This is a genomic window from Lentzea sp. (genome assembly GCF_036380075.1).
Taxonomy (GTDB): Bacteria; Actinomycetota; Actinomycetes; order Mycobacteriales; family Pseudonocardiaceae; genus Lentzea.
This window is the reverse complement of record NZ_DASVFL010000117.1, coordinates 1-25,943: the sequence shown is the minus strand read 5'-3', so window position 1 is coordinate 25,943 and position 25,943 is coordinate 1. Positions and strand designations below refer to the sequence as shown.

The 25,943-nt window shown below is 70.8% G+C and carries 20 protein-coding genes; 11 read left to right on the top strand and 9 right to left on the bottom strand.

Annotated features, from left to right (window positions below; genetic code table 11):
• Positions 1–319 precede the first annotated feature (319 nt).
• Positions 320–1,084 (top strand): alpha/beta fold hydrolase, encoded by a 765-nt coding sequence (locus tag VF330_RS15235; RefSeq protein ID WP_330852239.1) that lies wholly within the window; start codon positions 320–322, stop codon positions 1,082–1,084.
• Here the strand turns inward: VF330_RS15235 and VF330_RS15230 are convergent.
• A complete protein-coding gene (locus VF330_RS15230; protein ID WP_330852238.1) occupies positions 1,059–3,239 on the bottom strand; it encodes an ATP-dependent RecD-like DNA helicase in 2,181 nt (726 codons plus the stop codon). The genes VF330_RS15235 and VF330_RS15230 overlap by 26 nt on opposite strands.
• Positions 3,240–3,323: 84 nt before the next feature.
• Here VF330_RS15230 and VF330_RS15225 point away from each other — a divergent pair, with 84 nt between their 5' ends.
• From VF330_RS15225 to VF330_RS15205, 5 genes are all read left to right on the top strand, one after another.
• A complete protein-coding gene (locus VF330_RS15225; RefSeq protein ID WP_330852237.1) occupies positions 3,324–3,998 on the top strand; it encodes a response regulator transcription factor in 675 nt (224 codons plus the stop codon).
• On the top strand, positions 3,995–4,993 hold the full coding sequence (locus VF330_RS15220; protein WP_330852236.1) for a HAMP domain-containing sensor histidine kinase: 999 nt from the start codon (positions 3,995–3,997) through the stop codon (positions 4,991–4,993). The genes VF330_RS15225 and VF330_RS15220 overlap by 4 nt, the downstream gene beginning before the upstream one ends.
• 91 nt (positions 4,994–5,084) lie before the next feature.
• On the top strand, positions 5,085–7,106 hold the full coding sequence (locus VF330_RS15215; protein WP_330852235.1) for a DUF4153 domain-containing protein: 2,022 nt from the start codon (positions 5,085–5,087) through the stop codon (positions 7,104–7,106).
• A 101-nt stretch (positions 7,107–7,207) separates the two neighbouring features.
• Entirely contained in the window at positions 7,208–10,945 is a 3,738-nt protein-coding gene (locus VF330_RS15210; protein WP_330852234.1) for a Pls/PosA family non-ribosomal peptide synthetase, read from the top strand.
• A 23-nt stretch (positions 10,946–10,968) separates the two neighbouring features.
• Positions 10,969–12,141, top strand: coding sequence for a M1 family metallopeptidase (locus tag VF330_RS15205; RefSeq protein ID WP_330852233.1), 1,173 nt, complete (start codon positions 10,969–10,971; stop codon positions 12,139–12,141).
• Here VF330_RS15205 and VF330_RS15200 read toward each other — a convergent pair.
• The 4 genes from VF330_RS15200 to VF330_RS15185 are packed head-to-tail and all read right to left on the bottom strand — an operon-like array spanning position 12,119 to position 15,932.
• Positions 12,119–12,763, bottom strand: a complete 645-nt coding sequence (locus VF330_RS15200; RefSeq protein ID WP_330852232.1) for an NUDIX hydrolase — start codon at positions 12,761–12,763, stop codon at positions 12,119–12,121. The two genes, VF330_RS15205 and VF330_RS15200, sit on opposite strands and share 23 nt — an antisense overlap.
• On the bottom strand, positions 12,714–13,937 hold the full coding sequence (locus tag VF330_RS15195; protein ID WP_330852230.1) for an adenylosuccinate synthetase: 1,224 nt from the start codon (positions 13,935–13,937) through the stop codon (positions 12,714–12,716). Before VF330_RS15195 ends, VF330_RS15200 begins: the two co-directional genes overlap by 50 nt.
• Position 13,938: 1 nt before the next feature.
• Positions 13,939–14,919: a hypothetical protein gene (locus tag VF330_RS15190; RefSeq protein WP_330852229.1), complete on the bottom strand. Its 981-nt coding sequence runs from the start codon at positions 14,917–14,919 to the stop codon at positions 13,939–13,941.
• A gap of 2 nt (positions 14,920–14,921) precedes the next feature.
• The gene (locus VF330_RS15185; RefSeq protein WP_330852228.1) at positions 14,922–15,932 is read right to left on the bottom strand and encodes an adenylate cyclase; all 1,011 of its coding nucleotides are present in this window, start codon (positions 15,930–15,932) and stop codon (positions 14,922–14,924) included.
• A gap of 149 nt (positions 15,933–16,081) precedes the next feature.
• Here VF330_RS15185 and VF330_RS15180 point away from each other — a divergent pair, with 149 nt between their 5' ends.
• Together VF330_RS15180 and VF330_RS15175 are read left to right on the top strand one after the other, a co-directional pair.
• Complete coding sequence (locus tag VF330_RS15180; protein ID WP_330852227.1) at positions 16,082–17,164, top strand: mechanosensitive ion channel family protein; 1,083 nt, start codon at positions 16,082–16,084, stop codon at positions 17,162–17,164.
• Between the two features lie 148 nt (positions 17,165–17,312).
• Positions 17,313–17,588 (top strand): hypothetical protein, encoded by a 276-nt coding sequence (locus VF330_RS15175; protein WP_330852226.1) that lies wholly within the window; start codon positions 17,313–17,315, stop codon positions 17,586–17,588.
• A gap of 51 nt (positions 17,589–17,639) precedes the next feature.
• Here the strand turns inward: VF330_RS15175 and VF330_RS15170 are convergent, their stop codons facing one another.
• A complete protein-coding gene (locus tag VF330_RS15170; RefSeq protein ID WP_330852225.1) occupies positions 17,640–20,828 on the bottom strand; it encodes a S8 family serine peptidase in 3,189 nt (1,062 codons plus the stop codon).
• 296 nt (positions 20,829–21,124) lie between these two features.
• Positions 21,125–21,667, bottom strand: a complete 543-nt coding sequence (locus VF330_RS15165; RefSeq protein ID WP_330852224.1) for a hypothetical protein — start codon at positions 21,665–21,667, stop codon at positions 21,125–21,127.
• A gap of 110 nt (positions 21,668–21,777) precedes the next feature.
• Between VF330_RS15165 and VF330_RS15160 the strand changes: the two genes are divergently transcribed.
• Positions 21,778–22,467, top strand: coding sequence for a hypothetical protein (locus VF330_RS15160; protein WP_330852223.1), 690 nt, complete (start codon positions 21,778–21,780; stop codon positions 22,465–22,467).
• On the opposite strand, the gene VF330_RS15155 is transcribed toward VF330_RS15160, so the two are convergent.
• On the bottom strand, positions 22,451–22,894 hold the full coding sequence (locus VF330_RS15155; protein ID WP_330852222.1) for a DUF6098 family protein: 444 nt from the start codon (positions 22,892–22,894) through the stop codon (positions 22,451–22,453). The genes VF330_RS15160 and VF330_RS15155 overlap by 17 nt on opposite strands.
• A 340-nt stretch (positions 22,895–23,234) precedes the next feature.
• On the opposite strand from VF330_RS15155, the gene VF330_RS15150 reads away from it, so the two are divergent.
• A complete protein-coding gene (locus tag VF330_RS15150) occupies positions 23,235–23,723 on the top strand; it encodes an NAD(P)H-dependent oxidoreductase (RefSeq protein WP_330852221.1) in 489 nt (162 codons plus the stop codon).
• A complete protein-coding gene (locus tag VF330_RS15145) occupies positions 23,720–24,187 on the top strand; it encodes a flavin reductase family protein (RefSeq protein ID WP_330852220.1) in 468 nt (155 codons plus the stop codon). Before VF330_RS15150 ends, VF330_RS15145 begins: the two co-directional genes overlap by 4 nt.
• Here VF330_RS15145 and VF330_RS15140 read toward each other — a convergent pair.
• Positions 24,176–25,936, bottom strand: a complete 1,761-nt coding sequence (locus tag VF330_RS15140) for an FAD/NAD(P)-binding protein (RefSeq protein ID WP_414675379.1) — start codon at positions 25,934–25,936, stop codon at positions 24,176–24,178. The genes VF330_RS15145 and VF330_RS15140 overlap by 12 nt on opposite strands.
• Positions 25,937–25,943: the final 7 nt, after the last annotated feature.

Genomic DNA, 25,943 nt, shown 5'->3' with positions numbered 1-25,943 from the left:
GTTCGACCGACCGGATGATTACCGTCCGGTTCTTGGGACGCCGAAAGCGGCCACTTGGCGCGATGTGACGAAAATCAATACCATTTGTCCCAGCACCGCAGCGGTTATTGTGCAGTGAAGCCGAAACCGACTCGACGGACAGCGAGGTTCGCACACACCCACACGCGGAAGAAGCGGGAGCTCCAGCCATGGATCATCTCTACAACGACGGTGTCGCTGAGATTTCGTTCCCCTGGCGCGGTTCTGTCGCCGACGACGACGAGGGTCTGGAGCCGACCATCGTCCGCAGCATGGACTGACGAAACCTGGGGGTTCCCGCATGACCGGCCTGTCCACCCTGGTCCAGGGCGCGGGCCCGGCCCTGCTGCTCGTGCACGGCGCGGGAGGCAGCGTCCAGGCCAACTACGGGCCGGTCCTGCCGGCGCTGTCGCGGCACTTCACCGTCGTCGCCCCGGACCTGCCCGGCTCCGGCCGATCACCGGGCGGCACGCGGCCGCTCGAGCTGGAGGCGCTCGCGGACGAGCTGGTGGACGTCGTGACCGGCGCCGGGCACGAGTCGTTCTTCGTCTCCGGCTACTCGATGGGGTGCGCGGTCGCCGTCACGGCGGCCGTCCGCCACCCGGAGCGGGTGCGCGGGCTGGTGCTCAGCGCGCCGTTCGTGAAGCTCGACGCGGCGGCGAGGGCGACGTCCGACCGCTGGGCGGAGCTGCTCGACGGGCCGCCCGAGGAGCTGGCCAGGTTCATCCTCGCGGTGATGTGCAGCGAGCAGTACCTGGCCCGGCTCTCCCCCGCGCAGCTGGAGGGCCTCGCCGAGCTGATCAGCGCGAGCCTGCCGCCCGGCTCCCCCGCCCACCTCGAGCTGCTCACGCGGATCGACCTCACCGGTGCGTTGCCGCGGATCACCCAGCCGACGCTGGTGATCGGCGCGTCGGGCGACCGGCTGCTGTCGCCCGACCTCGGCAAGGAGGTCGCGGGCCTCGTGCCCGGTTCGCGGTACACCGACCTCCCCTGCGGGCACGCGATCGCGGCGGAGTCGGCCGGGCCGTGGGCGCGGCTGATCACCGACTTCCTGGTGTCGGTGTAGTGCGGAGTCGGTGGGCCAGCGCCGTGTGGCGGCGGCCCGCGCCGACCGTCCTGACGGCCTGGCCGATGGCGCGTTTGCTGCCCACCAGCACGACGAGCTTCTTCGCGCGCGTGACGGCGGTGTAGAGCAGGTTGCGCTGCAACATCATCCACGCGCTGGTCGTGACCGGGATGACGACGCACGGGTACTCGCTGCCCTGTGAGCGGTGGATGGTCATGGCGTAGGCGTGGCTGAGCTCGTCCAGCTCGGAGAACTCGTAGTCGACCTCTTCGTCCTCGTCGGTGCGGATCGTCAGCTTCTGCTCGACGGTGTCGAGGGCGATGACGACGCCGAGGGTGCCGTTGAAGACGCCGTTGCGGCCCTTGTCGTAGTTGTTGCGGATCTGCGTGACCTTGTCGCCGAGCTTGAACACCCTGCCGCCGAAGCGCTTCTCCGGCAGGTTGTCCCGCGACGGCGTCAGCGCCTCCTGGAGCACGGTGTTGAGCGCGCCCGCGCCGGCCGGGCCGCGGTGCATCGGGGCGAGCACCTGGATGTCCTTGCGCGGGTCGAGCCGGAACTTGCGCGGGATGCGGTTCGCGACGACGTCGACCGTCATCGCCGCCGCCTCCTCGGCCTCGTCCGTCGCGAAGAGGAAGAAGTCCGGCATCCCCTGCACGATCGGGTAGTAGCCGCTGTTGATGCGGTGGGCGTTCGTGACGACGCCGGACTCCTGGGCCTGCCGGAAGATGTGCGTGAGCCGGACGTTCGGGACCGGGCTGCCCTGCGCCAGGACGTCCCGCAGCACCTCGCCGGCGCCGACGGACGGCAGCTGGTCGACGTCGCCGACGAGCAGCAGGTGGGCGCCCGGCGGGACGGCCTTCACGAGCTTGTTGGCCAGCAGCAGGTCCAGCATCGACGCCTCGTCCACGACGACCAGGTCGGCGTCGAGCGGGTGGTCGCGGTCGTACGCCGCGTCGCCGCCGGGCTTGAGCTCCAGCAGCCGGTGCACCGTGCGGGCCTCGTGGCCGGTCAGCTCGGTGAGGCGCTTGGCGGCACGGCCGGTGGGCGCGGCGAGGACGATCTTGGCGCGTTTGGCCTGGGCGAGCCGGACGATCGAGCGGACGGTGAAGCTCTTGCCGCAGCCGGGTCCGCCGGTGAGGACCGCGACCTTCTTCGTGAGCGCGAGCTTCACGGCGTCGGCCTGGTGCTGTTCGAGCTCGGTGCCGAGCCAGGCGAAGGCCTTGTCCCAGTCGACGCCCTGGAAGCTCGGCATCCGGTCGTCGTCGGTGTGCAGGAGGCGCTTGAGCTGCGCGGCCATCGAGATCTCCGCGCGGTGGAACGGGACGAGGTAGATGGCGATCTCGTCGTCGGGCAGCTCCTCGCGGACGACGCCCTCCTCCTCGACGAGCTCGGCCAGGCAGTCGATGACCAGGCCCGCGTCGACCTGGAGGATCTTGATGGCCTCGGCGATGAGCGCCTGTTCCGGCAGGTAGCAGTTGCCGCCGGTGGTGGCCTCGGACAGCGTGAACTGCAGGCCGGCCTTGACCCGCTGGGGGCTGTCGTGCGGGATGCCGACGGCCTTCGCGATCACGTCGGCGGTCTTGAAGCCGATGCCCCAGACGTCGCTCGCCAGCCGGTACGGCTCCTCCCGGACGACCTCGATGGACTTGTCCGCGTACTGCTTGTAGACGCGGACGGCGAGGCTGGTCGACACGCCGACGCCCTGGAGGAAGACCATGACCTCCTTGATGGCCTTCTGCTCCTCCCAGGCGTCCGCGATGAGCTTGGTGCGCTTGGGGCCGAGCTTCGGGACCTCGATCAGCCGCTCGGGCGTGTGCTCGATGACGTCGAGCGCGGCGACGCCGAAGTGCGTGACGATCTTGTCCGCGAGCACCGGCCCGATGCCCTTGATCAGGCCGGAGCCGAGGTAGCGGCGGATGCCCTGGATCGTCGCGGGCAGGATCGTCGTGTAGTCGTCGACGTGGAACTGCTTGCCGTACTGCGGGTGCGAGCCCCACTGGCCGCGCATCCGGATGGACTCGCCCGGCTGCGCGCCGAGCAGCGCGCCGACCACCGTGACCAGGTCACCTCTGCCCGTGTCGACCTTGGCGACGGTGTAGCCGTTGTCCTCGTTGGCGTAGGTGATCCTCTCCAGGACCGCTTCGAGGACGTTCATGGTGCGAACCTACCTCCAGGTTCTGCACACGATCTTCACAACTTGTCCCGCCGTCCTCCACGACCTACCCATAAAGTCGCCGTCATGACAGGTCAGCGCCGGGTGCTCGTCGTGGAGGACGACATCACGATCGCCGAGTCCGTGGCCGCGCGGCTGCGGGCGGAGGGGTTCGTGGTGGCGGTGGCCCACGACGGCCCGTCGGGGGTGGCCCAGGCGGCGGCGTTCCTGCCCGACCTGGTGGTCCTCGACGTGATGCTGCCGGGGTTCGACGGGCTCGAGGTGTGCCGCCGGATCCAGGCGTCGCGGTCCGTGCCGGTGCTGATGCTGACCGCGCGGGGGGACGAGACGGACCTGCTGGTCGGTCTCGCCGTGGGGGCCGACGACTACCTGACGAAGCCGTTCTCGATGCGCGAGCTGGCGGCCCGTGTGCACGTGCTGCTGCGCCGCGTCTCGCGGGCGGTGTCGTCGCAGTCGCTGGAGCTGGGCGACCTGGTGATCGACCTGGCCGCGCGCCGCGTGCGCAGGGCCGGCGTCGAGGCGCACCTGACGCCCACCGAGTACGACCTGCTGGTGTTCCTCGCCGAACGGCCCTCTGCCGTGCAGGCACGGGAACGCCTGCTCGCGGAGGCCTGCGGCTGGCACGAGGGGGCGTCGTCGCGGACGGTCGACAGCCACGTGAAGGCGCTGCGGCGCAAGCTCGGGGCCGACCTGATCAGGACCGTGCACGGCGTGGGGTACGCGCTGGAGGTGCCCCGGTGAAGAAGTTTCTTGATTTTTTGGACCTGTTGCCGCGCCCGCTGGACTCGGTGCGGTCGATCAAGCTCAAGCTCGGCATCGTGATCGTGGTGTCGGGGTGCGTGTCGTTCGCGTACTTCCGCTACTCGACGGGGTGGCTGCCGCCGCGGACGACCCTGATGGCCCTGGTCCTGGGTCTGTTGACGTCGCAGCTGCTGGCGCACGGCATGACCTCGCCGTTGCGGCAGATGACCGCCGCGGCCAGGTCGATGGCCTCCGGCGACTACTCGCGGTCGGTGCGGGCCACGTCGTCGGACGAGGTCGGCCAGCTCGCGGAGGCGTTCACGGTGATGGCGGCCGACCTGGCTGCCGCCGACCAGCAACGCCGCGAGCTGATCGCGAACGTGTCCCACGAGCTGCGGACTCCGATCTCGGCGTTGCAGGCCGTGCTGGAGAACGTGGTGGACGGGGTGGCTGCCGCCGATGCCGCGACCATGAAGACCGCACTGGCCCAGACCGAGCGGCTCGGCCGGCTGGTGACCGAGCTGCTCGACCTGTCGAAGATCGACGCCGGGGTCCTGTCCCTGAACCGCGAGACGCTGTCGGTGTCATCGCTGGTCGCCGACGTGGTGGCGGAGGCAGCCGTGGCGGCCCCCTCGGCCACGTTCTCGATCGACGTCCCCGGCGACCTCTCCGTCCTCGCCGACGGGGAACGGCTGCACCAGGTGCTGGTGAACCTGGTGGACAACGCGGCCCGGCACGGACCCACCGGGGGGTTGGTGTCCGTGACCGGGTCGTCGTCCGGCTCGTCCGTGGTGCTGGAGGTGCGCGACCAGGGGCCGGGCATCGCCCTGGCCGACCGGTCGCGGATCTTCGAGAGGTTCACCCGCGGGGAGCGGGCGGGAGGTGGCGGGACCGGCCTCGGCCTCGCCATCGCCCGCTGGGTGGTGGACCTGCACGGCGGGACGATCGCCGTCGTGGACCCCGGATCGTGCATCCGGGTGACCCTGCCCCGCTGACCGACCTTCGTTCTTGAGTTCTTGAGCGCACCGCGCCTTCCCGGCCGGTGTGACGGTGACGCACGCCCTTTTCGGGCTTGGGAGAGACGACATGACTGACTCAGAGACCGGTTCGGGGCCCGACTCGCCGCGCGAGTCCGCGCCTGGCGGGGACTCGTCTGGTGGGCGGGTGGAGCGGCGGAAGTACCGGCAGTTCCGGAAGGTGGGGTACCGGCCGGTGGCCGAGGGCCCGGCGGAGGACGCGGTGGAGGTGGATCCCGCCGAGAAGGCGGAGAAGCCGGTCGCCGAGGGCCCGGCGAAGGTGAAGCCCACCGCGGATGGCGACGCAGAGCCGGTCGTCAGCGACGAGCCGCGCCACCTGGCCGCTGACGAGGCAGGCTCTCGCAGGGGTACCCCCGAGCCGGGAACCCCTGCATCTCAACCTACTCAGGGGGTCCGACAAGATCCGCTGACGAGCGGACCGGCGGACAAGGCGGCGAGCAAGCCGGTGGCGACCGGCAAGCCGGTGGCCGAGGCCACCAAGCCCGAAGCCCCCACCCAGGCCGACCCCATCCAGGCCGACCCCACCGCCCCCAAACCCCAACCGGCCCAGGTGGCCACCGCCACCCTCCCCCCGCCCTCACCGTGGCAGGGCCCGCCCCGCCACCCCACCCCGCAGGTCGTCATGTCCGCCCCTGGCGTCCCCTTCATGCCGTGGTGGAAGCCGCCGACGACCGGCGCCCCCGCCCAGGTCCTGCTCATCGGCCTGGTCGCGGGCCTCGCCGGTGCGTTCCTGGCCCCTCCCGGCAACGGCATCGGCTGGTTCCTCGCCGGCCTGTGCGCCGTGGGGGCGGTGCTGTTCCACGCCGGCAGGCCGACGGTCGAGCGGGCGTTGTGGCTGGCGGCGGCGCTGGCGTTCCTCGCCATGGGGTTCCTGCGGGCCGCCGAGTGGATCTTCCCGTTGAGCGTGCTGGCGTCGATGGTCTGCGGGTCGATCGCGATGGCGGGCGGGCGGACGGTCAAGGGGCTCGTGTTCGGCGCGATCGGGGTGGGGCTCGCGAGCATGCGGTCGATCCCCTGGGCCGCCAAGGGGTTGAGCCGGCGCGGGCCGATCGGGGTCCGGCCGTTCCTCTCCGCGGGTGTGGCGGGTTTGCTGCTGCTGGTGTTCGGGTCGTTGCTCGCGGGCGCGGACAAGGGGTTCAACGACTTCCTCGAAGGTCTCGTGCCGGACCTCGAAGTCGGCGTCTACGTGCGGATGGGGTTCTTCGGGGTCGTCGCGGCGCTCGGGGCGCTGGGCGCGTGCTACCTCGTGACGGCGCCGCCGGCGATCAACGAGGACGCCGAGGCGAAGCCGGGAACGTTGCGGCTCAAGGACTACGGGTTGCCGGTGGGCGTGCTCGTGTTGCTGTTCACCGGGTTCGTGGGCACGCAGCTCGCGGTTCTGTTCGGTGGTGAGGCTTATGTGATGAAGACGGCGGGCGTCACGTTCGCGGAGTACGCGAGGTCCGGCTTCTGGCAGCTGCTGTGGGTGACGATCCTGACGCTCGGCGTCATCGCGGGCGTGGCGCGGTTCGCGGTCAAGAAGACCGCGCGGGAACAGTTGTGGCTGCGGGTTCTCCTCGGTTCACTGGCTGTTCTCACGCTCGTCATCGTCGCGAGTGCCTTGAGCCGCATGTGGTTCTACCAGCAGGCGTACGGGTGGACGGTGCTGCGGCTGCTCGTCGCGTCGTGCGAGGTGTGGCTGGCCGTCGTGTACGTGATGGTCATCGCGAGCGGGATCACGTTGCGCGCCAAGTGGTTGCCGAAGGCCATCGTCGCGACCGGTGCCGCGTTCTTCCTCGCCGTGGTGATGCTGAACCCCGAACGGGTGGTCGCCGACTACAACGTGTCGCGGTTCGAGGCGACGAAGAAGATCGACACGGAGTACCTGTCGGAACTGTCGGAGGACGCGGTGCAGGCGCTCGTCCGGTTGCCCGAGCCGCAACGGTCGTGTTCCTTGCGGTGGTTGAAGGATCGCGTCGTCGAGCAGGACTGGCGGGAGTTCAACCTGGCCCGCCACAACGCCCGCAAGTCACTCGAAAGTGTTGCGGTGACTGAGGTCACCTGTGAGTCGACCTACTCGGGACAGCGGTAGTTCGTTAAGCACAGGTAAAGTGGCAGGTCTGCAAGTTCGCCGAGAGGGTGAGAAGTGACGCTCAAGTGACCATTGCGGCTGAACCCGTTGTCCTTCGATCGATGTTCACGGCAGGCGAGGCGCCCACCCCGCGCACGCTCCTGGACATCCTGCGCACGAGTGCCGAACGGCACCCGGAAGCGCTGGCCGTCGACGACGGCACCACCGCGCTGAGTTACCGCGCACTGCTCACGGAAGTACTGGAGCTCAAGGAAAAGCTCGCCGCCGACGGTGTCGGGGTCGGCGACCGGGTCGGCATCCGCGTACCGTCCGGGACCGCCGACCTCTACGTCTCGATCCTCGCGACGCTCGCCGCCGGCGCGGCCTACGTGCCCGTCGACTTCGAGGACCCCGACGAACGGGCCGAGCTCGTCTTCGGCGAGGCGCAGGTGAGCGCCGTGCTCGGCGAGGGTCGTTCCCTTGCGCTGCACGGCACTCCGCTCGGCATGCCCGGCGAGCCCGGCCTCGACAACGACGCGTGGATCATCTTCACGTCCGGGTCGACCGGCAAGCCCAAGGGCGTCGCCGTGACGCACCGCAGCGCCGCCGCGTTCGTGGACGCCGAGGCGGGGCTGTTCCTGCGTGACGAGCCCATCGGGCCGGAAGACCGCGTGCTGGCGGGGCTTTCCGTCGCGTTCGACGCCTCCTGCGAGGAGATGTGGCTCGCGTGGCGGCACGGCGCCTGCCTGGTGCCCGCGCCGAGGTCGTTGGTGCGCACCGGGATGGACCTCGGCCCGTGGCTGGTCGAGCAGGAGATCACCGTCGTCTCCACGGTGCCGACGCTGGCCGCGCTGTGGCCGGTCGAGGCGCTCGACGACGTGCGGCTGCTGATCTTCGGCGGTGAGGCCTGCCCGCCGGAGCTGGCCGAACGGCTCGCCGTGCCCGGCCGCGAGGTCTGGAACACCTACGGGCCGACGGAGGCCACCGTCGTCGCCTGCGCCGCGCGGATGACCGGGGAGGGCCCCGTCCGCATCGGCTTGCCGCTGGACGGCTGGGAGCTCGTCGTCGTCGACCCGCAGGGCGAGGTCGTGCCCATGGGCGAGTCCGGCGAGCTGGTCATCGGCGGCGTCGGCCTGGCCCGCTACCTCGACGTCGCCAAGGACACCGAGAAGTACGCGCCGCTGCCCTCGATGGGCTGGGACCGCGCCTACCGCAGCGGTGACGTGGTCCGCGCCGAGCCGGAGGGCCTCGTCTTCCTGGGCCGCGCGGACGAGCAGATCAAGCTCGGCGGCCGGCGCATCGAGCTGGGCGAGGTGGACGCCGCGCTGGCGGCGCTGCCGGGCATCGCCGGCGCCGCGGCGGCCGTGCGCACGACGCGGGGCGGCAACCAGGTCCTCGTCGGCTACGTGGTGACCGACGGCGAGTTCGACCAGGAAGAGGCCGTCGAGCACCTGCGCGCCGAGCTGCCCGCCGCCCTCGTCCCGCTGATCGCGGTGGTCGAGACGCTGCCCACCCGCACGTCCGGCAAGGTCGACCGCGCCGCCCTGCCGTGGCCGCTGGAGTCGATGGACACCGCTGGCGTGGTGTTCTCGGGGCTCGAAGGCTGGCTCGCGGAGCAGTGGGCCGCCGTGCTCGGCTCCGGGCCCGCGTCCGAGGACGCGAACTTCTTCTCGTCCGGCGGCAGCTCGCTGGGCGCCGCGCAGCTCGTCTCGATGGTCCGCACGCGCTACCCGAGCACGTCGGTGTCGGACGTCTACCAGAACCCGACGCTCTACGAGCTCGCCCGGCGCCTGGAGTCGTACGGGCAGACGGCCGAGGTGCACGAGGTCGCGCCGACGCCGCGCTGGACCGGCCTGGTCCAGACGCTGCTGATGATCCCGCTGCTGACGATCTCCGGCGCGCGCTGGGTCGTCGCGCTGACGGCGCTGTCGAACGTGCTGGGCTGGACCTCCGTCTCGTGGTGGTGGGTCGCGGCCGGCGCCGTGGTGTTCCTGAGCCCCGCCGGGCGCCTGGCGATCTCCGCCGGTGGCGCGCGGCTGCTGCTGCGCGGCCTGAAGCCCGGCGAGTACCCGCGCGGCAGGTCCGTGCACCTGCGGCTGTGGACCGCCGAGATGCTGGCGCAGATGTCGCGGGCCACCGAGCTGTCCGGTTCGTGGGTCACGCACTACGCGCGGGCGCTCGGCGCGAAGATCGGTCCCGGCGTCGACCTGCACTCGTTGCCGCCGGTCACGGGCATGCTGAAGGTCGGCCGCGGCGCCGCCGTCGAGCCCGAGGTCGACCTGTCCGGCTGGTGGCTGGACGGCGACCGGCTGCGCGTCGGCCGCATCCGGATCGGCGCGGGCGCGACCGTCGGGGCGCGCAGCACGCTGTTCCCCGGCGCGAAGATCGGCAAGCGGGCCGAGATCGCTCCCGGTTCCGGTGTCGTCGGCTCCGTGCCGACCGGCCAGCGCTGGGCGGGCGTCCCGGCGATCCGCGAGGGCAAGGCGGCGCGCTCGTTCCCGTCGCGCCGTCCGGAGCGGTCGCGGTTCTGGAACCTGATGTACGGCGTCTCGTCCGGCCTGCTGGCCGCCCTGCCGCTGCTCGCGGCGGCTCCGGCCGTGCTCTACGTGCTGCGCCGGCCGGTGACGCTCACCAGCGCGTTGTGGGACGTCCCCGTCGCCTCGGTGATCTGGTTCGGCTCGTACGCGCTGCTGGTGCTGGTCGCCGTGCGGTTGCTCGGCATCGGCATGCGCGAGGGCCACTACCCCGTGCACAGCCGCGTGGCGTGGCAGGCGTGGACGACCGAGCGGCTGATGAACAACGCCCGCTCGGCCCTGTTCCCGCTGTACGCGTCGCTGTTCACGCCCGTGTGGCTGCGGCTGCTGGGCATGAAGGTCGGCCGTGGCGTCGAGGCGTCCACGGTGGTCGCGCTGCCGAAGATGACCCGCGTGGGCGACGGCGCGTTCCTGGCCGACGACACGATGGTCGCGTCCTACGAGCTCGGCGGCGGCTGGCTGCGCATCGCCACCGCCCGCGTGGGCAAGCGGGCGTTCCTGGGCAACTCGGGCATGACCGCGCCCGGCCGCACGGTACCCAAGGGCGGGCTCGTCGGCGTGCTGTCGGCCGCCCCGAAGCGCGCCAAGGCCGGCTCGTCGTACCTGGGCATGCCGCCGATGAAGCTCCCGCGGGCCGCCGAGGTGGCGGACCAGTCGCGCACGTTCGACCCGCCGAAGCACCTGATGTGGGCGCGGGCGCTGGTCGAGCTGTGCCGGTTCGTCCCGGTGATGCTCAACGTGGCCCTGGTCGTGGGCGTGCTCTTCGCGCTGAAGGAGTTCGGGCTCTGGTGGTCGGGCGTCGTGCTGCTGGGCGCGGGCGTGGCCGCGTGCCTGGTGGCGGTGGTCGCCAAGTGGGTGCTGGTGGGCCGGTTCAAGACCCGTGAGTACCCGCTGTGGTCGGCGTTCGTGTGGCGCAACGAGCTGGCGGACACGTTCGTCGAGGTGCTCGCGGTGCCGTGGCTCATCGGGTTCTCCGGTGGCACGCCGATCATGAACCTGTGGCTGCGCTCGCTCGGCGCGTCCGTCGGCCGCGGCGTGTGGTGCGAGTCGTACTGGCTGCCCGAGGCGGACCTGGTGTCGCTGGGCGCCGGAGCGACGGTCAACCGCGGCTGCGTCGTGCAGACGCACCTGTTCCACGACCGCATCCTGCGGATGGACCGGGTGTCGCTGGCCGCCGGATCCACTTTGGGCCCGCACGGCATCGTGCTGCCCGGAGCGTCCGTCGGCGCGTACACGACGATCGGACCCGCCTCGCTGGTCATGCGCGGAGAGGATGTACCGTCGGGAACCCGTTGGCTGGGCAACCCGATCTCCGCGTGGACATGACTTTCTCCGTACACCATTACGCGTTGGAGCTGGACTACAAGCCGCACTCCGCGCGCCTCTCGGGGCGCGCGGTGCTGCAGGCCTCGTGTCCTGCTCCCCTGTCGTCGTTCTCGCTGTCCTTCGGCTCCCTGCGGATCTCGCGGGTGCTGGTGAACGGCAGACCCGCGCGCTACGGGCACGCCGGCGGCGTCCTGAACGTGCGCGCGGCCGTGCGGGGGGCCTTCTCCGTCGAGGTCCGGTACTCGGGCACGCCCCGTCCGATCTCGACGCCCGAGTGGGGCGACCTGGGCTGGGACGAGCTGACCGACGGCTCGATCGTGGCGTCGCAGCCGATCGGCGCGCCGTCGTGGTTCCCGTGCCTGGACGAGCCGTCGTCCAAGGCCTCCTACCACCTCGAGGTGACCGCGCCCTCGCCGTACACCGTGGTGTGCAACGGTGTCCTGGTCGACGGCAAGATCTCCGGCAGCACGACGCGCTGGACGTACTCGATGGCGTCGCCGATGGCCACCTACCTCGCGACCGTCCAGATCGGACAGTACGTCGAGGCGTTACCGGGCGTCTGGGCGCCGCCCCGGCTCAAGCGGCTGGTGGCGCACGACTTCGCGCGGCAGAACCAGATGATCTCGCTGTTCTCGTCGCTGTTCGGCCCCTACCCGTTCGCCGGCTACTCGGTCGTGGTGACCGACGACGCGCTGGACGTTCCCGTCGAGGCGCAGGGCCTGTCGACGTTCGGGGCGAACCACGTCGACGGCCGCCGCGGTTCCGAACGGCTGGTGGCGCACGAGCTGGCGCACCAGTGGTTCGGCAACTCCGTCGGGCTGGCCGCGTGGGAGCACATCTGGCTCAACGAGGGCTTCGCCTCGTACTCGGAATGGCTGTGGTCCGAGGCCTCCGGTGGCCGGTCGACGGACGCGTGCGCGGCCGGTGCGCGCGACCTGCTGCGGCGCCTGCCCCAGAACATCGTCATCGGCCGGCCGGAGCGGGACGAGTGGTTCGACGACCGCGTCTACAAGCGCGGGGCGCTGACGTTGCACGCGCTGCGCCGGGAGATGGGCGACGACTCGTTCTTCGCGCTGCTGCGGGAGTGGTGCGCGCGCAACCGGCACGGCGTCGTGACGACCGACGACTTCCTGGCGCTGGCCGGGCACCGCGACCTGCTCACGCGCTGGCTGTTCAAGCCGGAACTGCCCCGCTGACCCACTTCCAGACCAGCGGCGGACGGCCGCCCTTCGGCAACGCCGCGGCGTGCTCGCTGGTGCGTTCGAGGCCGGGCACGCGGTCCATCGTGCGGCCCAGGTTGGCCGGGTAGGGGCGGTCGCCGGTCAGCGACTCGGTCACGTCGAGCGCCTGCGCGGTGGTGAACTCCGGCCCGAGCAGGCCCGCGGTGAACGCCACGTCGCGCCACAGCCGGTCGGCCAGCAGCGGCCGGCAGTCGGCGACGATCCGGTCGTGGTCGAACGCCAGCGGGGGCACGGCGTCGAGCCGGTGCCAGACGGCCTGGTCACCGGACGGACCGGCCACCGTGGCCCACAGCGCGATCGACAGCGTCGGGCCGCGCGGGTCGCGCGACGGCTCGTCGAACGTGGCGAGCTGGCCCGTCCCGGTCACAGACTCCTCCGCGAGGCCCAGCTTGCCGGTGACGGCCCTGGTGGTCGCGTCCCGCAACCGCTCCCCCCTGCCCAGCAGGACACCGGGCAGGGCCAGGTCGCCCGCGAAGGGCTCCTGCGCGCGGGCCGCGACCCCGATGAGCACCGCGCGCGCCTCCGGGTCAAACCGGAGCACGATCACGTCCACCGACACCAAAGTCGACTCGATCATGTCGTGGATTCTCCCGCACCTCGTAGTCCGCCCTGGTCGGGCCCGTGGCGGCGACGAGGACGCCGACGCCGAGCAGACCCTCCAGGTAGGCGATGGGATCAGGCATGTCCGCCAGCTCGCCGCCGGCGGCGACCTTCAGGCCGGTGGCGTCCAGGTGCGTGACCGCCAAGCCGTCGATACCCCCACAGCAATCGACGGAGTAGCGGAGCAGGTCGGCGTCGAGGTGCCCGGCCCGCCACGCGCCCTGGAACTCGCCCGTGCCGTTGTGCCGCTCCGGGAACCTCGCGAGCACGGCCGGGTCCTCGGTCGGCAACGGGCCGGCGCCGTGCCTGGTCTGGTACGTCCTGGTCACGCCGAGGACCCGTGCGGAACGGCCTTGCAGCAGCTCACGGGCGTTGCGCGGCACGACGGTCGACCAGGTGGTGTGCGGGTGGAAGCCGTACGTCTCGTCCAACAGGACGCCCTGGGCGCCCTCGAAGACGAGCCGTCCCGAGTCGGCCAGCCGTCCCGCCTCGTCACCGGTCGTGATCCGGACGGCGTCCGCGAACGCGCGGTAGAGCTCGACCAGCCCGTCCACCTCCGGCCCGGCGCCGATCAGCGGCTCGTAGAACCGGGCGAGCGCGTCCAGCTTCCGCCGCAGCGCCCGCGGGTCCAGGCAGTCGCCGACGGTCGGCGCCGGTCCCGGCTCGCCGAGCACCTCCTGCTCCTCGACCACGTCCCCGAGCTTGTGACCGTCCAGCAGCCCGTACCAGACGGTCTCGCCGATCCCCTTGCCGCACGAGCCGTGCCGGTCGGCGCCCCTGGCGTTCTCGCGGGCCCGGTTCGCGGCCACGTGGAACGGCGTGGTGAGCAGCGCCCCGGCGTCGACCGACAGCAGCGACAGCGGGTCGGCGACGCCGATGGCCTCCAGCTCGCGCGACTCGGTCGCCAGCGCGATCGGTTCGACGAGCACGAACCGGGACAGCCAGGTCGGCACGCCCGCGAGCGTGCCCGACCCGAACTGGCTGAAGGTGTGGTGCCGGCCGTCGACGACCACGTTGTGCGCGGCCTGCGCTCCCCCGTTGAACCGCACGACGGCCGACACCGGCCCGTCCGCGCACAGCGCGTCGACGACGGCCCCCTTGCCCTCGTCGCCGAACCCGAGCCCGACGACGATGACGTGGTCCCGGTCCATGTCAGTTCAGCTTCACGTCGTCGGGACCGTCGATGCCCAGCGGAGCGGCGACGACCGCGCGCGAGGTGCCGCCGACCGTGGCCAGCGCCTTGCCGACGGCCTCGCTCTCGGTGACCGACCCGATCTCGGCGAGGTCTGCCAGGGCCTGGTCGAGGTCCACGACGCTCTCCTCCACGCCGATCGTGGCGGCGATCAGCTCGCACACGGCGCCGGGGTCGTCGAGCTTGAGGAAGTTCTGCCCGAGGATCGCCCGCCAGTGCTCACCGATGCTGTCGTCGTGGAAGTACGACGACTGGTTGGGCAGGATGAAGTAGACGTGCCACTTCTTGGCGAGCTCGCGGTACACCGACACCGGGTCGATGTCCTGGGCGACCTCGTCCCCGATCACGCGGCGGATGTGCCGGGCCTCCAGCCGCGGCTTGTTCAGCTCGTCGCCGATGATGAACAGGTAGCCCTTGCGGCCGCGCTTCTGCCACGCGTCGGTGACCACGTGCCGCGCGATGAAGTACGCGGCCAGCTCGTACGACTCGCTCTTCTGCCCGCCGCCGTTGCCCTCGAGGAAGATGTCGCGCAGCTGCTCGTCCATGCGGTTGTCCGACTCGAACTGCCCGACCTGCAACGGCACCCGGTCGCTGTCGGCGTCCCCGATGCCGCCGAACAGCAGCTGCGGGTCGGCGAGGTATCCCTTGCGCTGCAACAGCCCGTGCAGCTTGCCGAGCTTGCCCTGCATGATCCGCGGCACCGCGCCCATCGACCCCGTGACGTCGAACAGCACGGCGATCGGTGTCGAGTCGGCGTGGTCGGGCGAGTCGCGGCACTCGCGGTACCGCACGTTCAGCGGGTCGAGCGCCGGAGCGGCCTTCCAGCCCGCCGCGGGCGTCGACTTCATCGAGGCCGTGTAACCGAAGTCCGCGATCCCCTTGGCCGCGCGGAAGGTCTTCGCCGCCGCGTAGGCGTTGTCGTCCCACCTGCCGTGTCCCATGGTCATTCTCCTGTCTTGGTCGGAAGGGCGAACGGGCGGAAGACCCGTGGCCCGTAGAGGTCTTCGAGCAGCTCGTCGTACTCGCTGATCAGGTCGGCGGCGTCGGGCCGCCTCGACGGCTGGTCCTGCCGGCAGCCCTGCGCGAACGCGCGCTGCCGTTTCTCCTTCGGTGCCAGCAGGTCCAGCATCAGCGTGTGTGCCATGTGGACGTCCAGCGCCGCCGTGACCGGAAGTTCTCCGGAGACCTCCGGCGGATAGGCGATGGCCTGGCTCGTCGCGAGCAGCTTCTGCCCCTGCTCCACCGCGAACGACCAGCCGGCCAGCACGATCCCGTGCTGCTCCGGGTGCACCAGGACGTTGTCGGCGGTGACGGCGCCGTGCACCAGCCCGGCCTGGTGCGCACCGGCCAACGCCTTCAGCAGCCTGCGGTGCATCCACGCGTAGTCGCGTCCGTCGAGCCCGTCCGGGTAGGCGCGCTTGACGTCGGCGAGCGTGACGAAGCCTTCTCGCAGCGGGTCGAGCACCGTGAAGGCGCGTGAGCCCTTGGCGACGTCGCCCGACGTGTCGAGCAGCCGGGGGTAGAAGGGGCGCAGCCACTGGGCGGTGTCGGTGAAGCGTTCGAGCTGCCGCAGCGCCTGCCACTCGCCGTGCAGCAACGGGTTGAGCGCCGGGTTGCGCACCACCTTGACCACGCAGGGCCCGTCCGCCTCGTACAGGTTGGCGACGCTGCCCCTCGCGAACGGCTCGCCGATGCGGTAGACGGCGGTCTTGGTCCTGAGCTCGACCGTCGTGCTGTGGGTCCACTCGTGGTGCAACCGGGTCAGGTTCGCCGACGCCGCGCGGGCTCGTGTGTCGCCAGGGCCGACGACGTCGGGGTGCAGGACGGAGGCCAGCGCGTGGTACAGGCGCCGTGCCTGCCTGCGCTTGTCCGGGTCGGTGGTGCGCGGGCCGAACAGGTCTTCTGCCGATGCGGCCCGTTCCACCCGGTCCAGGGCCTCCGTCGTCGTGAGCATGGTTTGAGTCTAAGTAACTCAAACTGCGGATGCAAGCAGGATTTGGTCGGAGTGACTCAAACTACGTCCGACGGTGGCCCGTGAGCGGGCTCATGGTGTTCCTCCCCGCGCACCACGGGTACCCGTCCTCGACCCCGAGAGGAGGAAACGTGCTGTTCGTCGTCATGGGCTGCTCCGTGGCCGTCGCTCTGCTCGTGGTGGAGGTGATCCACCGGCTGGTGCGCCGCTTCACCCACAGCGGGAAGATGTACCGGCCCGGCCAGGTGTTCGGAGCGCTCCTGGCCGCCCAGATAAGCCTCAGCGCCTACCCGGTCGACGTGCCGGCCGCGTCGCACGCGCTGGGCATCGCGTTGATCCTCGCCGGGTCGTGGCTGCTGGCGGCGCTCATCAGCACCCTCGTGGACATCTCGCTGTCGCGCATCCGCACGGACGTCACGGACAACCGGCACGCGCGGCGCGTGCACACCCAGATCACCTTGGTGCGACGGCTGACGTTGGTGGTCATCGGCGTGCTGGCGATCGGCGCGATCCTGATGACGTTCCCCGGTGCGCGGGCGGTCGGGTCCACTGTGCTGGCCTCCGCGGCGGTCATCGGTGCTGTCGCGGCGTTCAGCGCGCAGTCGTTGCTGGGCAACCTCATCTCCGGGCTGCAGATCGCGTTCAGCGACGCGGTGCGGCTCGACGACGTGGTCGTGGTCGAGGGCGAGTGGGGGCGGGTCGAGGACATCACGCTGACGTACGTGGTGCTGCACCTGTGGGACGACCGGCGGCTGGTGCTGCCCACGTCGTACTTCCTCAAGACGCCGTTCGAGAACTGGACGCGCACGCAGTCCGCGTTGCTCGGGACCGTCGAGCTCGATCTCGACTGGACGGTGCCGGTCGAGGCGATGCGGCAGGAGATGCGGTCCATGCTGGAGGGCAGCGACCTGTGGGACGGGCGGGTGTCCGTGCTGCAGGTGACGCAGGCGACGCAGGGGTTCGTGCGGGTGCGTGCGCTGGTGAGCGCCGCCGACGCCGGCAAGCTGTGGGACCTGCGGTGCCTCACCCGCGAGCACCTGGTGGACTGGGTGAACCGCCAGCACTCGAGTGCGCTGCCGCAGATCCGCACCCGCGCCGTCACCGGCGTCAAGAGGCTGCAACCCGCGTCCGACCAGCACACGGACGCGCGGGTGTTCGGGGAGAGCGCGGACGGGACGCTGCGGGAGCAAGCGTTTGCGGGGCCCAAGCAGTAGGACGCTCGAAATCGGGTGCAACCGTCCGCGGGCGCCGTTCCGTCCTCCGGTCATGAGAAGACCGCTCGCCGTCGTGTTTTGCGCGCTGGCTCTCGGTGGCTGTGGTACGAACGGGACCGGAACCGTGTCGTCTGCGGAAGGTGCCGTCGTGTCATCAGCCACACCGGACAAGAACCGGGTCGAGCAGGCGAAGCGCGACGGCCACCTCACAGTGCCACTGATGATCTCCGTGCAGCCGGGACGCGACGAGGAGGTCGAGCAGGCACTGACGAGGCTGGGCGCGACCGTCGAGGCGCGTGATCCCAGAATCGGCTACCTGCGCGCCGAGATGCCGGTCGACAAGGTGGAAGACGCGTATCTGATCACCGGCGTGTCCAAGGTGGACGTGGACGAGCCGCCCGGCAACAGGCTGCCGGAACCGTAGAAAGCCCCAGGACCTCGTGGGTCCTGGGGCTTTCCGCGTCTTGCCGGACTGCTAGCTGACTGCCTGGACGATCACGGCGCCGGTGCCGACAACGGTGTTGTCGGACGTGCGCACCTCGAGCTCACCGCGCAGCACGCGGCCGGCACCGGGCTGGCCCAGCGGCGTGATGACGCCCGTCGCGTTCCACGTCGCACCGGCGGCGCGGTCGGCGTTGGTGTCCGACACCGTGAGGGTGCCGAGGCTCGACGAGGTGAAGACGTCGAAGTAGTCGAACTCCGTGGTGCCCGCGGGCACCGAGTAGCCGTCCACCAGGGCGACCCACTGACCGGCGGCCGGGTTCGAGATGGTCACCGACTCCTCGGAGTCCGCGTCCGCCGACGTGCCGGCGGCCACGCAGCTGCCCGTCGTGCAGTTGTAGACGACCAGGTCGAGGTCGGCACCCTGGTCGGCGGTGTTGCCGATCGTGACGGTGAGCCGCGTCGAGCCGGGCAGCACGGTGATCGGGTACTGCTGCTGCGCGAGGTTCGCGATCGACGGGCGGGCCGTCTTCGCGCTGCCGACCGCACCCGCCGCGAGCCGGCCGTTGAAGCTGGCCTGCGTGTTCGAGACGGTGTAGCTGCGCTCGACCGGGGTGCCCAGCGCCGCGGACGGGATGACGTCCGGGTTCGGGCTGATGGTCGTGCCCAGCACGGACGCGGTCACCGAGTACGGCGCCACGTCGGCGTCGGAGGTGCGGCGCGCCTCGATCACGATCTCCCACACACCGGCCATCGGGCTGGCCACCGTGCGGCTGGTGGGCGAGCCACCGGCACAGCCGGCACCGGCGTCCGGGTTGTAGCAGTTGGTCGACGTGTTCGAGTCGAAGCCGACGCCCTGCGGGGTGTAGCGCAGGAAGCGGACCTGGCCCTTGCCGGCCTCGGTGCCACCGGCCTTCAGGTCGACCTTCAGCGCGGTCGTGCCCTTGGGCACGTTCACGAAGAGGCTGGTCGACTGGTTGCGGGCGATCGTGCCGGACTTCGTGACCGAGAACTTGTTGGCGGCGTTGAAGTTCTCCGCCGCGAACACCGCGTTCAGGGTCTGCGCGTCGACGCCGGGGGTCTCCGGGTTGTCGAGCTGGAGCACGGCGCTGTGCGCGCCCGCCGTCTTGGCCTTGATCTTGACGGGGAACAGCACCGGCGTGTTCAGCGGCAGGCGGACCTTCTTCGCCGCCGTGAACGTGCCGTCGTTGCCCTTCCAGGACACGTTGTAGGTCTCGTCGTCGTGGCCCGTGGTGCGGGTCAGCGTGTAGGTGCGGGTGTACTCCTGGCCCGCCGTCACGCCTTCGCGGTCGTGGATGCCGACACCGACGTTCGGGGTGGCCAGCAGTCCGCTGAGGACGGTGTTGACCTGGACGGCCGTCGTGACCTTGTCCGGCACGGAGTGCTTGTCCAGCAGCTTCCACGCGGCGTTGGTGTTGAACAGACCGGCACCCTGCTCGTAGGCACCGAGGCTGTCGACGTAGTTCGCGCTGCGCTGGATCGCGTAGCGCAGCTCGGCGCTGGTCGGCTTCTGGCCGTTGTGCGTGGCCTTGAACGCGCTCACGAGCAGCGCGGCGGCACCGGTCGCCTGCGGGGCGGCCATCGAGGTGCCGTTGAACTGCGAGTAGCCGGCGGGGAGGGTGTAGGTGCCCGCCACCGGGCCACCCGGCTGCCAGCGCGGCGTGGTGGAGATCGCCGAACCGGGCGCGACGATGTTCGGCTTGAAGCCGCCGTCCTCGGCCGGGCCGCGCGACGAGAAGCCGTGCAGGTTCTGCTTCTGCGCGGTCTTCGAGCCGTAGTTGGAGAGCCAGGTCTCCTTGGTGATGTACGAGCCGACGCTCACCGCGTCCGTGGCGACCGACGGGTCACCGACGGTGTTGGAGCCCGCGCCCGAGTTGCCCGCCGAGATGAACAGCTGGACGTTGTACTCGTTGATCGTGCGGTTGTAGAGCTCCGCACGGGCGTTGTTGCCGTCGTTGAGCGCCGGGAGGCCACCGATGGAGATGTTCACGACGTCGGCGCCGTTGCGCGCGGCGTAGAGGACACCGTCGATGAGGCCGGAGCTGGTGCAGGACGGCGTGGAGAGGCACGCCTTGATGGCCATCAGCTTCGCACCGGGCGCGGCACCGGCCATCTTGCCGTCGAACAGCTTGTTGGCCGAGGTGATGCCGGCGACGTGCGTGCCGTGCGCGGCACCCGCGATGCCCAGGTTGACGTACGGGGTGCCCGCGTTGTCGTAGATCGAGCGGTCGGTCTGCACGACGAACGCGACGCGGTCGATCACGGGGGTCGCGGGGTTGTCGGTGCCGAAGAAGCCGACGTCCTGCTTGACCTTGTAGTCGATCATGCGCTTGTTGTTGGTGAAGTTGCCGTCACCGTCGGTGTCGACGAAGACTTCCTTCGTCGTGATGTCCTGGAGGACGCCGAACGTGTCGGTGCGGTCGCCGTCGCGGTTGATGTCACCGCCGGTCTCGGACGCCGCGGTGCCGAGGTCGCCCGCGGTCTCGGCGAAGAGGCCGAACGAGTACGGGCCGCCGGTCGCCGGAGCGGTCCACTCGCGACCGCCGTTGGTGAACTTGCCGACGACGCCGGTCTTGGTCATGGTGACCCAGGTGCCGTCGCCGGAGTTCGTGGCGTTCGCGTTGTACCAGTCGATGATCTTGCGCTCACCGGTGCTGGTCGTCTGCAGGGCCGGGGTGTCGAGGTCGATGCCGGAGTCGATCACGGCGATCGTGGTGCCGCGGCCGTCCCACTTCGGGTGCGCGGTGGCGAACTGCGCCGCCTGCGTGTCCTGCGTCGGCATGTACGGGTTCGTGCGCGGGGTCTTCGAGTCCGGCGCCTTCTGCGGGGCCGGCTGCTCCATGCCCTGCGGACGCGGGTCGTCGAGCGCGATGAGCCCGTCGACGTCCACGGTGCTGACCGAGGCCAGCTTGGCGGCCTTCTCCGCGTTCTCGCGCGGGATGGTCACCTTGACGTAGTCGACGTCCTTCTCGGTCTTCTGGACCGTGGCGCCGAGCGCCTTGAGGTCGTTGACCGCGGCGTCGGTCTTGCCGTCCTCGGCGGCGACGAGCAGGTCGACGGTCGGCTTGCCCTCGCGGGCGGCCTGGTCGACGAGCTCGCGGTCCTTCTTGTCCAGCTGCTTGTCAGCCGCCGGCTTCTGCTGAGGTGCGTTCTGCGCGATTGCAGGGGTGGCGGCGAAGCCGAACCCGGCAGTGCCCAACACCGCGGTCAGCAAGACCGTTCCGGTGCGGCGTCTCCAGTTCTTCACGGCGCATGTGCCCTTCGTGGGGTAAAGAGTGCTCAGAAGCACATCTCTTCGCCTGACGAGGGGCAATCGTCTGCCCGGAGCATTCCGCAGATCCACATTGGACTGTTCAGCGTCTTGTCCGAGCAGCGTTTTAGTGCTGCGCGTTCTATTTTCTCGTTAGAACGAGCAGACGCCCTCCAGTCAAGAGCTGATGGAGGGGAATGTCAAGGCTGCGTCAACGGTGAACGGTGTTGGTGTGTAACAGGATCCCGTCACCGGACGATGGACCGTTCACCATTTCCGCGCAACAGCGAACGCAATCGCGACCGGACCCGTGCGCCGAGACCGCGGGCGGCCACGACCGCTTTCGGCTGCGCGCCGCACCGAGGGCAGCCGGCGCGATGTGTTTTCAGCGCCTCGCGGAGTTCCGTCACGTACGCCTGGGCCCGTTCGGGCACGACGTCCTTTTTGATCGACAGCAGGCTCAGCTCGGTGAGCGTCTCCTTGCCCCCGTCGTGCGCGACCACGGGTGCGATGGTGTGGAACGCGACGAGGTTCCGCCTCCTGCTGAGCACGACGTCGCGGACGTCGCACCACTCGATCGTGGTCTGGCGGTCGAGGCTGTTCGACGTGATGCCCTGCGCGGTCAGCCTGGTGCCCATGCCCAGACCGCGCCACGCGACGGTGCCGCCCATGAGGAACCACAGGCCGCCGAAGACATAGCCGTACCAGGGGCCGCCCGCCATCGCGAGCGGTCCGCAGGCGGCCACGGCGGCGCCGAGGCTGAACAGGACCCATCTCCACCTGGTGTGCATCTCCCCATCCTGTTTACCCGAATCGGGCGTTCTACTCCTCAACGCGCCCGCGGCCGCGCTCGTTGAGCGTTCCGCGGGACTGGAGGCTGATCAGGCGCTACCTTGCGCGCATGGACCTCAAGCCGGTCGCCGACGAGCTCTACGGGCTGCCCCCGAAGGAGTTCACCGCCGCCCGCAACGCCGCCGCCAAGCAGGCGGGCGACAAGGACCTCGCCAAGGCCATCGCGGACCTGCGCCGGCCCACCGTGGGGGCCTGGGCGGTCAACAGGCTGGTCAGGGACGCCCCGGACGGCCTGGAGGAGGCGCTGTGCCTGTCCACCGCGCAGCTGACCATGCGCGAGCTGGGCCGCAGGCGCAAGGAGCTGATGGAGGCCCTGGTCTACCGCACGCTGGAGCTGACCGGGCCGCTCGCCGACGACGCCGTCACACAGGTCCGCAGCACGCTGACCGCCGCGATGGCCGACCCCGACTCGGCCGCGCAGGTGCGGCAGGGGCACCTCACGAAGGCGCTGGAGTACTCGGGCTTCGGGTTCGCCCTGCCCGCGCCGGAGCCCGCGGGCGACGACGGCGAGGACGCCCTGGCCCGCAAGCGGCGCGAGCGGCAGGAGCGCAAGCGCGCGGAGGCCCAGCAGGCGCTGGACGAGGCGGAGCAGGCCCTCGGGGAGGCCCAGGCCGACCAGGTGGCGGCGCAGCGGGCGTTCGACCGGGCCGCCGAACGGCTGGAGGACGCCAAGCGGGTCACCTCGGCGGCGGAGAAGGCGCGCAAGGCCGCGGAACGCAAGCTCAGCGATCTGAACTAGACCTGTCGAGGGGTCCCCACTCTGCGGAGTGCTGGGAGCCGACCAGCTCGGAGCACTCCAGCAACGCGCTGTCGGCCACCCACGCCAGCGGCTCGGTGCACCGGACCAGCGGCTCGTTGTCCGGCCCGCGACCCACCTCGACACCGCGCAATACCCACGCGCGCACGCCCGGACCCCGCAGGTCGCGCAGGTGGCGGTAGTCGAACAGGCGACGCGCCACCCACAGCTCGTGGGAGCGGTCGTCCCACCAGGGCTCGACGCGCAACGGGCTCGCGGACAGGCCCGGCAGCTCCACGCCGGTCAGCGAGTCGCGCGACCTCGAGGCGGCGTCGGCGTCAGGCCCCTTCGACCAGCGCACGTAGACGTCGTCGGCGACGAGGCCGACGAGCTCGGCGAGGTTCGTGATCGTCGGGAGTCTGACTGCCACGCGAAGGGACGTACCCGGCGGTTTCTGAAGGAAACCTGAAGGAGTTGAGCCTGGTCACACCCGGACACGACCGGAACACGACAGTGCGGTTGTACGTTCAACGAGTGGTTGGCCGCAGGCGCTCGAGCTGCGCGCCGGGGCGGTCCGGCACCCCCAGGCCGGACGAGCCCCTCCGCAGGCGTCGCGTGCTCGCGCCGCGGTCAACCCGCCGTCGACCGGCACTCCGGAAACCCCCTCCCGGTGGTGGCGGTCGGCGGCACCTCCGGCCCGGCGCGGTGCAACGGGTTCTCGCAGGTTGGACGTGGTTGATAATCCCGCGCCGTGCGGCTGTGCTGGAGGCATGACGCAGATCGGTGTTCTGGTCGGCAACCCGCGGCCCGCCTCGCGCACTCTGCAGGCGGCCCTGGCCCTGCGCGAGGCGCTCGCCGCCGCACTGGGCGTGCCCGTCGACGGTCCCGTGGTGGACGCGGCGACGCTGGCACCGCAGGTCTTCACGGAGCCGGACGCGGTCAAGGCGGCCCTGGAGGCGTTGGGGCGGGCCGAGGTGCTGGTCGTGGCCAGCCCGACGTACAAGGCCGCGTACACCGGTCTGCTCAAGGCCGTGCTGGACCAGGCGCCCTCGGGCTGGCTCCGGGGCAAGGTCGTCGTGCCGCTGCAGATCGCCGCGTCCGACCGGCACGCGCTCGCCGTCGAGGTGCACCTGCGGCCCGTGCTGACCGAGCTGGGTGCGCTGGTGCCGCAGGCGTTGTTCCTCAACGAGGCCTCGCTCCCCGCTCACGTCACCGACTTCGCGCTCGACTCCGACGTGCTCAAGGCGTTGGTCCGATGAGGGAACAGCTGCGCGACGCGTTGCGGCACCACGCCCAGGCCGTCACGATCGTGACGGCGACCGGACCCGAAGGTCCTGTCGGCACAACGGTGTCGTCGTTCACGTCCGTCTCGTTCGAGCCGCCGCTGGTCGTCGTGTGGATCGGCGAGGGCGCCTCGGTGTGGCCGGTGCTGCGGACGGCCCCGTTGTTCGCCGTGCACCTGCTGGACGCCGCCCAGACCGGCTTGGCCGACCTCTTCGCAACGAAGGGCGTCGACCGGTTCGGTCCGGACACGCGGTGGCAGCAGGACGACGACGGCGTGCCGTGGCTGCTGGAGGCACCGGTCCGGTTGCGGTGCAGGACCTCCCGCCGGATCGCGGTCGGCGACCACGTCGCGCTGGTCGGCGAACCGCTCGACATCACGCACACCGACCTGCCCGCGCCCCTGGTGCGACACCAGGGGCGTTACACCTCAGTCGCCTAACAAGCGCAGGACCTCCCGCGCCAGCACGTCGTTCTGCCGGAACGCGGGAGCGTTCGTCCTCGGCCGCGCGAACGCCGCGTAGGCCTTGCCGGTGACGTAGGGCCCGACCGCGAACCGGACCGGGTCCACGTCGCCGCGTTCGTCGATCAGCCGTCCCAGCGGGTCGACCCTCACCAGACCGGCCGCGTCCTCGGTGATGTCGCCGACCGCGCGCAACGACCGCAGCACCGGGTCCGCCGTGCGCGACAGCGAGTGCGTGGGCAGGCGCGCCTCGACCAAGCCGTTGGCGCGCACCACTTCCGGCGTCGTCGCGCTGCCGGCCAGGAACGCGCCCTCGACGGCCTCCACCCACATGTCGGCGCCGAGGAACCGCACGATCCCCGCGCGGGACAACGCGAGCAGCTCCTCCAGGCGGTCCGGCGGCGGTCCGGAGGCCAGGTAGCTGAAGTAGCCGTGCCACCAGCCGTCGAACGGCATGAGGCCCGCCAGCTGGCCGTAGACCGACAGCAGGGCCAGGAACGCGCCCAGGTCCGCGCTGTAGCGGGGATCCGACCGGCGCGCGACGTCCGCCTCGACGTAGGCGCGCAGGTGCTCCTGGAACTCCTCGGCCGTGCCGAACGTGACGCCGGTCAGCGGGCGGTCGAGGCGTTCGAAGTCCACGCGGTCGGCCGGGTCGGGCACCGCCAGCTCCTCCAGCGCGCGCATTTCGTCGCTGTACCAAGGCAACGCGGCGAAGGAGACGGCGAACTCGGTGAACGGCATCCGCACCAGACCGGGGTGGCCGGTGAACAGCTCGTGGTAGTGGCCCCAGGCGATCTCCTTGGCCATCGCCGGCCACACGTCCCGCCGGAAGTCCAGGTCCTCGCGGCCCCTGAACGCGTCCGCGACGAAGAAGTTCGGCAGCGCCGGCCGCGTTCCCTGCAACCGGTAGCCGGTCTTCGAGTGGTACGGCACCCCGCGCCGCGACCCCACGTACAGCGTCGGCTCCGCACCGGACGGCACGTACGTGAGCTGACCGCCCGAGCGCTCGTACCGGCCGCCGCGCCCCTCGGTCAGCAGCACCATCAGGTCGATGAACGCGAGCCCGAACCCGCGCAGCACCACGTCCCCGGTGACGGCCGACAGGTCCGCGTCGGCCGAGTACAGCGGGGGCACGTAGACGAGCCCGTGCTCCGACGCGTGCTCGGCGAGCTTGCGGTGCTCGGGTTCGAGGTCGGCGTCGAGGTGCCCAAGAGCCAGCACGAGCACGTCGGCGTCGAGCGACTCGCCGTTGTCGAGCCAGACCCAGTTGCCGACGACCTTCAACGCCTTCGCGCGATGCACGGTCACCGAGATGTTCGGAGGCAGAGATTTCGCTGCGTGGTCGAAGAACCACGCGAGGTACCTGCTCTGCACCTGACGGGACGGGAACGACACCGGATCGATATCGGTCCACTCCGCGAGCGACGGTCCCGGCCGGACCGGGCCCTCGCCGTCGAAGGACTCGTCGGTGAAGACCGTCACGTCCTCGGCCATGGAGTTCATGCGCAGCAACGGGGACTGCTCGTGCCGCCACACCCGGCCCGCACCGGGCGGGAACGGGTCGACGACGTGCACGGCGAAGGAGAGGGTGGGCGACTGGGCGGCGATGCGTTCCAGCAGGCCCGCGGTGCGAGGGCCGCCGCCGATGACGACGAGTGTGCGCATGCGCGTCTTTCCGTTGATGGGCAACGAGAAACGAGCCGCGCCCCTCAACGCGAACACCACCACAGTACCC

Coding starts and splice junctions, on each gene's coding strand:
- VF330_RS15235 (WP_330852239.1), top strand. CDS start 320: ATGACCGGCCTGTCCACCCTGGTCCAGGGCGCGGGCCCGGCCCTGCTG.
- VF330_RS15230 (WP_330852238.1), bottom strand. CDS start 3,239: ATGAACGTCCTCGAAGCGGTCCTGGAGAGGATCACCTACGCCAACGAG.
- VF330_RS15225 (WP_330852237.1), top strand. CDS start 3,324: ATGACAGGTCAGCGCCGGGTGCTCGTCGTGGAGGACGACATCACGATC.
- VF330_RS15215 (WP_330852235.1), top strand. CDS start 5,085: ATGACTGACTCAGAGACCGGTTCGGGGCCCGACTCGCCGCGCGAGTCC.
- VF330_RS15210 (WP_330852234.1), top strand. CDS start 7,208: ATGTTCACGGCAGGCGAGGCGCCCACCCCGCGCACGCTCCTGGACATC.
- VF330_RS15200 (WP_330852232.1), bottom strand. CDS start 12,763: ATGATCGAGTCGACTTTGGTGTCGGTGGACGTGATCGTGCTCCGGTTT.
- VF330_RS15195 (WP_330852230.1), bottom strand. CDS start 13,937: ATGGACCGGGACCACGTCATCGTCGTCGGGCTCGGGTTCGGCGACGAG.
- VF330_RS15190 (WP_330852229.1), bottom strand. CDS start 14,919: ATGGGACACGGCAGGTGGGACGACAACGCCTACGCGGCGGCGAAGACC.
- VF330_RS15185 (WP_330852228.1), bottom strand. CDS start 15,932: ATGCTCACGACGACGGAGGCCCTGGACCGGGTGGAACGGGCCGCATCG.
- VF330_RS15165 (WP_330852224.1), bottom strand. CDS start 21,667: ATGCACACCAGGTGGAGATGGGTCCTGTTCAGCCTCGGCGCCGCCGTG.
- VF330_RS15160 (WP_330852223.1), top strand. CDS start 21,778: ATGGACCTCAAGCCGGTCGCCGACGAGCTCTACGGGCTGCCCCCGAAG.
- VF330_RS15150 (WP_330852221.1), top strand. CDS start 23,235: ATGACGCAGATCGGTGTTCTGGTCGGCAACCCGCGGCCCGCCTCGCGC.
- VF330_RS15145 (WP_330852220.1), top strand. CDS start 23,720: ATGAGGGAACAGCTGCGCGACGCGTTGCGGCACCACGCCCAGGCCGTC.